This window comes from Robiginitalea sp. (genome assembly GCF_049588695.1).
In the GTDB taxonomy this organism is placed as follows: domain Bacteria; phylum Bacteroidota; class Bacteroidia; order Flavobacteriales; family Flavobacteriaceae; genus Robiginitalea.
The window spans coordinates 1-6,788 of the sequence record NZ_JBAVZJ010000619.1; the positions used below are offsets into that span (position 1 = coordinate 1).

General features: G+C 46.4%; 7 protein-coding genes. 4 read left to right on the forward strand and 3 right to left on the reverse strand.

Annotated elements, in window-relative coordinates:
• On the forward strand, positions 1-730 hold a 730-nt coding region (locus WBV75_RS14105), incomplete at its 5' end, for an adenylate/guanylate cyclase domain-containing protein (protein WP_424121222.1).
• 220 nt (positions 731-950) lie between these two features.
• Here the strand turns inward: WBV75_RS14105 and yajC are convergent.
• From yajC to nusB, 3 genes are read right to left on the reverse strand one after another with little or no spacing between them, the layout of a single operon-like run.
• The gene (gene yajC / locus WBV75_RS14110) at positions 951-1,238 is read right to left on the reverse strand and encodes a preprotein translocase subunit YajC (protein WP_424121223.1); all 288 of its coding nucleotides are present in this window, start codon (positions 1,236-1,238) and stop codon (positions 951-953) included.
• A 29-nt stretch (positions 1,239-1,267) separates the two neighbouring features.
• The gene (locus WBV75_RS14115) at positions 1,268-1,753 is read right to left on the reverse strand and encodes a DUF1573 domain-containing protein (RefSeq protein ID WP_424121224.1); all 486 of its coding nucleotides are present in this window, start codon (positions 1,751-1,753) and stop codon (positions 1,268-1,270) included.
• Positions 1,754-1,796: 43 nt separating this feature from the next.
• Positions 1,797-2,741, reverse strand: a complete 945-nt coding sequence (nusB, locus tag WBV75_RS14120; RefSeq protein WP_424121225.1) for a transcription antitermination factor NusB — start codon at positions 2,739-2,741, stop codon at positions 1,797-1,799.
• A gap of 159 nt (positions 2,742-2,900) precedes the next feature.
• On the opposite strand from nusB, the gene WBV75_RS14125 reads away from it, so the two are divergent.
• The 3 genes from WBV75_RS14125 to WBV75_RS14135 all read left to right on the forward strand — a co-directional run.
• Positions 2,901-4,655: an ABC transporter ATP-binding protein gene (locus WBV75_RS14125; RefSeq protein WP_424121226.1), complete on the forward strand. Its 1,755-nt coding sequence runs from the start codon at positions 2,901-2,903 to the stop codon at positions 4,653-4,655.
• Positions 4,656-4,719: 64 nt separating this feature from the next.
• Positions 4,720-5,094: a PUR family DNA/RNA-binding protein gene (locus WBV75_RS14130; RefSeq protein WP_424121227.1), complete on the forward strand. Its 375-nt coding sequence runs from the start codon at positions 4,720-4,722 to the stop codon at positions 5,092-5,094.
• Between the two features lie 147 nt (positions 5,095-5,241).
• The coding region (locus WBV75_RS14135) for a M14 family zinc carboxypeptidase (protein ID WP_424121228.1) at positions 5,242-6,788 on the forward strand (1,547 nt) is incomplete at its 3' end.

Genomic DNA, 6,788 nt, shown 5'->3' on the forward strand with positions numbered 1-6,788 from the left:
GTATAAATATATCCGGAGGACCCGTGATGTGATCGAAAAAGAAAAAGCGCGTTCGGATGACCTGTTAAAAAATATACTTCCGGAAGAAACGGCAGATGAGCTGAAAGAATTCGGACGTGTGAAGGCCAAGAAGTTTGAATCCGTCAGTGTCATGTTCGCCGATTTCGTCGGGTTTACAAATTACTCGGAGAAAATGAGTCCGGAGGATCTCGTTAAAACAGTAGATTATTATTTTTCCTGCTTCGACCAGGCCGCTGAAAGTCATGGTGTTGAAAAAATAAAGACCATGGGGGACTGTTATATGTGTGCGACAGGCCTTCCTTTTCCAAGTAAAGACCACGCCGTGCGGATGGTGCGTTTGGCCAGTGATATCCTCGAAATTGTCTCTGGTGACGGGTATTCCGAAGTTACGGGCTTTGAGATTCGGATCGGCATCCATACAGGGCCCGTTGTGGCCGGGGTGGTGGGGACCAAAAAATTTGCATATGATATTTGGGGCGATACCGTCAACATCGCCTCCCGAATGGAATCCGGTTCCCAGCCGGGTAGAATCAATATTTCCGAAAGCACCTATCTGCTGATTAAGGATCACTTTGAATGTGAATTCCGTGGAATGGTACAAGTGAAAAATAAGGGGATGATGAAGATGTATTATGTAAAAACCCGGATTCAGGGAGCTGAGGAAGCCCTTGTCGATAAGGCCGGAAATACAAGGAGGGCAGATTCCTGAAATTACCGTCAACTGCTCCTGTCCAACGAGATTTCAACGGTCTGTTTTGCCGATCAGCCCAGTATGATTAGTCGTCAAAATGATTCCAGGATTTACTAGATGTATACCGTAATTGGGCCTGGCGAAGGTCTGATCTGGGAAAAGATAAGTTGTTCAGGGAGATGCAATAAAAATCACCGGCTAAAGAGCCGGTGTTTTTTTCTTCCCTCGAAGAAACCTGCTAAGCTTTGGCAGGGGCGTTGAGTTTGTTACTCAGCTCCATGGAAATAGCAGAACGATCAAATTTCAGACGTCCGGCCATGGTCTCTATGACACAGGAAAAATCCTTGTCGTTGAGCTCCACCACTTTGCCGTATAAACCGCTTTTAGTGATGATTTTGTCTCCCTTTTTTAAGGCCTCCGCAAACTTTTTCTCATCTTTCTGCCTTTTCATCTGGGGGCGTATCATAAAAAAATACGCCACCGCAAAAATCAGAATCAGCGGAAGGAACTGTCCTAAATCACCCATAGTTCTCTAATATTACGTCCTGAAATTCCTTAGTTCCCGGAAACAGGACCCATAGCTGTTGAAGTTCCCGCCTTCGGCTGAACAAACGCTTTGATTCGAATCATCTCCTGACCCTTAGCGGTGTTGGTATTCAAGGTAACGGTTTTCATCACCTGGTTCATTCCGGAACCATTGAATTTTACAACCATTTCCCCTTTCTCTCCCGGCTGGATCGGTACGTTTTTCGGGTAGTCCGGAATAGTACACCCACAGCTACTGGAAGCGTTGGTAATGATCAAAGGAGCTTCACCGGTATTGGTAAAAACAAACGTGTGCTCCTGCGGCGTTCCCTGCTCAATAGTTCCAAAATCAAACTCTTGCTCTTCAAATGCAATTGCGGGAAGTGATTTTGCAGCTTCGTCCCTTTGGGCGGCTACCGCTACATTACCTTCGTCGATGCGTTCTGAGGCTTTTTCCTTACAGGAAACAAAAGCCGTAATTGCCAGAACTCCAAGAATGATACTTACTTTTTTCATGATGACATTTTTTTAGATCAGTGCAAAATTAGCGATTATTTTTTTACAATAGCCCTCGCCCGGTCTTTTTCAACCGACCGCTGGCCTGATAGTCCTTGGTGAGTTTATCCAAAACTCCATTGATAAAAATACTGCTTTTAGGTGTGGAGTACTCTTTGGCAATCTCCAGGTATTCATTGATAGAAACCCGTTCCGGGATGGAAGGAAAATACAGTAATTCCGCGATCGCCATCTTAAGCAAGATCGCATCTATCTCGGCGATACGGTCTTTATCCCAATTCGGCGTTTGCCCTTCTATTTCCGCGCCTAATTCCTCCCCGTTCAACAGGGTTTTATTCAACAATTCAGTTGCAAAAGTTACGTCCTCCTTGTTCTTAAGTAACGGAGGGAGGAAAAAATTATTGGGTGATCCGGGTTGTACTTTCCGCAACTGTTTGAGCAGGTGGGTGTTGATAAGGGGCAAATCATCAACCCAGGTAATTTCTTCATCTTCGAGGAATTCATAAACCTTTTCATTCGGGGCAATAATCTCCCGGAAAGCCTGAACCAGAAAATCCCGGTCCGCCTCATAGGACTCCGGCGTTTGAGCATAGGTATTATAGAGATCGCTTTCCAAAAGTTCAGAAAGCACAATCTTTATATACTCTTCATTGAGGTACCATTGTTTGAGTTTGCGCTTTTTCAGCGCCTCAGTAAGATCGGGATTCTCCGAAATCTGCTGCAAAATTTTGTTTTGGCTGAGACGCAGGGGGTTTCCCTTATCCCCGGGACCCATTTTGAGGTAATTGCTCGTGGCCTTCTCCGAACGATCGACGGCAGCCTGATAGAGTTCCCGAAACAATGCCAGCACCAGCAGATATAAGGTATAGGTTTGCCCGATGCTTCTGTTGAGAAACTCCTGTTGCTTTTCCAGCGAACCTCCGCTGGCAAGGGAAAGGGAATAAATACACTGCATAACCTTAACCCTGAGATGCCTTCTTGTTAACATGCAAAGAACTTTGTTGTGGTAATCGAGGTCAAAAATACTAATCTATTTTAAAAGGGGGCTAAAAATCATCTTATCATTCTTATAACATCCCTATCCGGGCCAAAGGCCTATATTTGTCCTCTCCTGAACGATACCGCGTTCGGGGCAGCCCATCCAGGAATGAAAGAACTAAAGCATCTCAATAAATATTTCCGGAAATACTGGTTTAAGTTGTCCTTAGGTATACTTATCACCATCATAGCGAGGGTGTTTCAACTGGTTATGCCCTCCTATGTAGCCAAGATCATAGCTGTCGTGGAACAATATCTGGCAGCTGAAATCAATGAGACGCTAGCCCGCCAGCAATTACTGGAGTATATTGGAATTATCGTCGGAGCCGCGCTGTTGTCCGGTTTTTTTACGTTCCTGATGCGTCAGACGATCATTAATGTTTCCAGATACATTGAATACGACCTTAAAAACGAGGTTTTTGACCACTACCAACGCCTCAGCCTGAATTTTTACAAAACCAACCGGACCGGGGACCTGATGAACCGGATCAGTGAGGATGTCAATCAGGTCCGTATGTATGCCGGGCCTGCTATTATGTATGGGATACAGACCCTCACCCTTTTTGTCTGTCTGATCCCCCTGATGTTTATCAAAGCCCCGACCATTACGTTTTACGCCCTGCTTCCCCTTCCGGTCCTTTCCGTGCTGATTTACTGGATCAGCCGGATCATTCATAAGCGCAGTACCCGGGTTCAGGTCTTCCTTTCTGATTTATCCACCTTTGCCCAGGAAACCTTTTCGGGGATTTCGGTAATCAAGGCCTATGTAATGGAACCCCAGGTCAACCAACAGGCTGAGGGCCTTGCCCTTGAAGGGAAGACCAAGAGTATGGATTTGGCCAAAGTCAATGCCTGGTTCTTTCCCCTGATGATGCTGCTTATTGGCGTGAGCAATATCCTTGTTATTTACATCGGCGGAATGCAATACCTCGATGGGGAAATTGAATCTAAAGGTACTATAGCCGAATTTATCCTCTACGTCAATATGCTCACCTGGCCCGTAGCCATAGTGGGTTGGCTGACCTCTGTGGTGCAGCGTGCAGAAGTGTCCCAAAAGCGGATCAACGAGTTTTTAAATCAAGAACCTGAGATCGTAAATCAATCCGAAAGCCCCACTCCCATTCAGGGGAAAATCACCTTTGACAAGGTCGGTTTTACCTATCCTGACACGGGAATAGAAGCCCTTAAAAATGTGTCTTTTGAAATCAATCCGGGGCAGACACTGACAATCCTGGGTAAAACAGGTTCCGGGAAGAGCACGATCCTGGAATTGATCGCCCGTTTGTATGACGTGAGTTCAGGGGAAATCCGAATCGATGACCGGCCTGTGGAAAAACTCAACCTCACCTCCCTCAGGGAAGCTATCGGGGCGGTCCCCCAGGATGCATTTTTGTTCTCCGATACCATTGAAAACAATATTCGCTTTGGCAAACACGATGCAACCCTTGACGAAATCCGCGACGCTGCAAAAATGGCCGTTGTCGATAGCAATATCGAAGGATTTGCAAAGGGATACCAAACTGTTTTGGGGGAAAGGGGCATTACCCTGAGCGGGGGTCAAAAACAACGGGTATCTATTGCCCGTGCCCTGATTAAGGATCCTACTATTTACCTTTTTGACGACTGCCTGAGCGCTGTCGATACGGAAACAGAAGAGGCTATTCTCTCCAATCTCAAAAAAGCCTCCGAGGGGAAAACCACCCTAATTGTAAGCCACCGTGTTTCCTCGGCTGTCAATGCAGATAAAGTCATCGTACTGGATAACGGATCTATTATTCAAGCGGGAAATCACGAGAAGCTTATGGCCCAGGAGGGCTACTACAAGGAGCTCTACATCAGTCAGCTGTCGGAGAAAGAAACATAGAAAAAGTTGCTGCTTTAGCATTTTTTTCACATTTTTGATTTGCTAACACAACCGTTTGGATGCTATGAACGACAAAGATTTCAATGAGCAGGAAGAGATTCATTCCAAAGTTTTAAGGGCAGGTCGGAGGACTTATTTTTTTGATGTACGAAGCACCAAGGCGGGTGACTACTATTTAACGGTAACCGAGAGCAAGAAATTTACCCATGAAGACGGCTCTTTCCATTACAAAAAGCACAAAATTTACCTGTACAAAGAAGATTTTGAACCCTTCAGGGAAAATATGAATGAAATGATGGATTTCATCATCGAAGAAAAGGGCCAGGAGGTAATTTCAGAACGGCATCAAAAGGATTTTAAAAAAACCGATTTCTCTGAAAACGGATCTCATGAGTCCTCAGGGAGTTCCTTCACGGACGTGGATTTCGACGACATATAGGGCGTCAATTCACAATATTATGGCCTTTCTCGTAAAGGCCTTTTTTTTGCCCCATTACAAAAAAACTGAATACCATTGTTTTTGAATCGGTTCCGAAGACCAGTGCACTTGCCGATCGGCCTATCTCAATTCTCAAAATAATAATCTATGAGACTTTTTTATCTAATTATTGGCTTCCTCTTTTTATCCCAATCCACTTTGTCCGCACAAGAGGACATTGATCTTTCCTATTACCTGCCCTCGGGTATTTCTTATGATCCTGCCATACCCCAGCCTTCGGAGGTTATCGGGCATGAGGTAGGAAGCTGGCATGTCACCCACGACAAACTAGTACAGTATATGATGACCCTTGCGGCCGCTTCAGACCGCATTGAGATTGAAGATCGCGGCCGAACTTTCGAAGATCGGCCCGTATTGCTCCTGACTATATCCGCCCCGGAAAACCACGAGCGTCTTGAAACCCTTAGAACGGAACATCTCAAGCTTACGGAAAGCGGAGCTTCCACCCTGAATCCTGCCGGGATGCCCGTGGTCGTCTACCAGGGCTTTTCCATTCACGGAAACGAGCCCAGTGGCGCAAATGCGGGACTCGCCTATGCCTATTACCTGGCAGCCGCCCAGGGGCCTGAAATTGAAAAAATGTTGAAGGATATGGTTATCCTTATGGACCCCTCCTTTAATCCGGACGGGTTGCAGCGCTTTGCGTACTGGGCAAATTCCAACCGGAGCATGCATCTAAACCCGGACGGGAATGACCGGGAATACCACGAAGTATGGCCCGGGGGACGTACAAACCACTACTGGTTCGATATGAATCGGGACTGGCTTCCTGTGCAACTGCCCGAGAGCCGGGCGCGGATTAAAACATTTCACGACTGGTATCCGAATATTCTTACTGACCACCATGAAATGGGAACCGATGCAACCTTTTTCTTCCAACCCGGCGAACCCTCCCGCGTACATCCCCTGACTCCTGGCAGAAATCAGGAACTTACGGCCGAAATTGGCACCTATCACGCCAAAGCCCTCGATGGTATTGGCTCCCTCTATTACTCTGAGGAAGATTATGACGATTACTACTACGGCAAGGGCTCTACTTTTCCGGATGTCAATGGAGGTATAGGTATTTTGTTTGAACAGGCGAGTTCCAGAGGTCATATTCAGGAAAGTGAAAACGGAATTCTGACGTTTCCCTTTACGATTCGAAATCAGTTTATCACCGCACTTTCAACCATAGAAGCTGCCTGGAATATGCGGGAGAAGCTCCTGGAATATCAGCGTGATTTTTTTGCAGAAATGCGGACGAATAAAGGGAAGACAGGAAGCCGTGGTGTGATTTTCGGGGACCCTAAGGACGGAGCACGTGCCTGGCACCTGGCTGAAATTCTGCAAAGACACAATATCCGGTTTCACGAACTCCGATCGGATACCGAAATTGATGGGAAAAAATTTAAAAAAGGCAGAAGCTATGTAGTGCCCATGGATCAGAAAAATCCAAAACTCATACAAGCGATGTTCGAAAAACGCACCACATTTTCGGACAGCCTGTTCTATGATATTTCCGCATGGACATTCCCCCTGGCCTTTAATCTGGACTATGTGGAAACAGCCAGGTTACCTGAGGTGGGGGAAGCGGTCGGTGCCCTGCCCCCATTGCAGGGTGGTGTGGATCAGCGGAGCACCTATGCCTATCT

Excerpts from the sequence above, each read along its gene's own strand:
- yajC (WP_424121223.1), bottom strand. The coding sequence starts at position 1,238 with ATGGGTGATTTAGGACAGTTCCTTCCGCTGATTCTGATTTTTGCGGTG.
- WBV75_RS14115 (WP_424121224.1), bottom strand. The coding sequence starts at position 1,753 with ATGAAAAAAGTAAGTATCATTCTTGGAGTTCTGGCAATTACGGCTTTT.
- nusB (WP_424121225.1), bottom strand. The coding sequence starts at position 2,741 with ATGTTAACAAGAAGGCATCTCAGGGTTAAGGTTATGCAGTGTATTTAT.
- WBV75_RS14125 (WP_424121226.1), top strand. The coding sequence starts at position 2,901 with ATGAAAGAACTAAAGCATCTCAATAAATATTTCCGGAAATACTGGTTT.
- WBV75_RS14130 (WP_424121227.1), top strand. The coding sequence starts at position 4,720 with ATGAACGACAAAGATTTCAATGAGCAGGAAGAGATTCATTCCAAAGTT.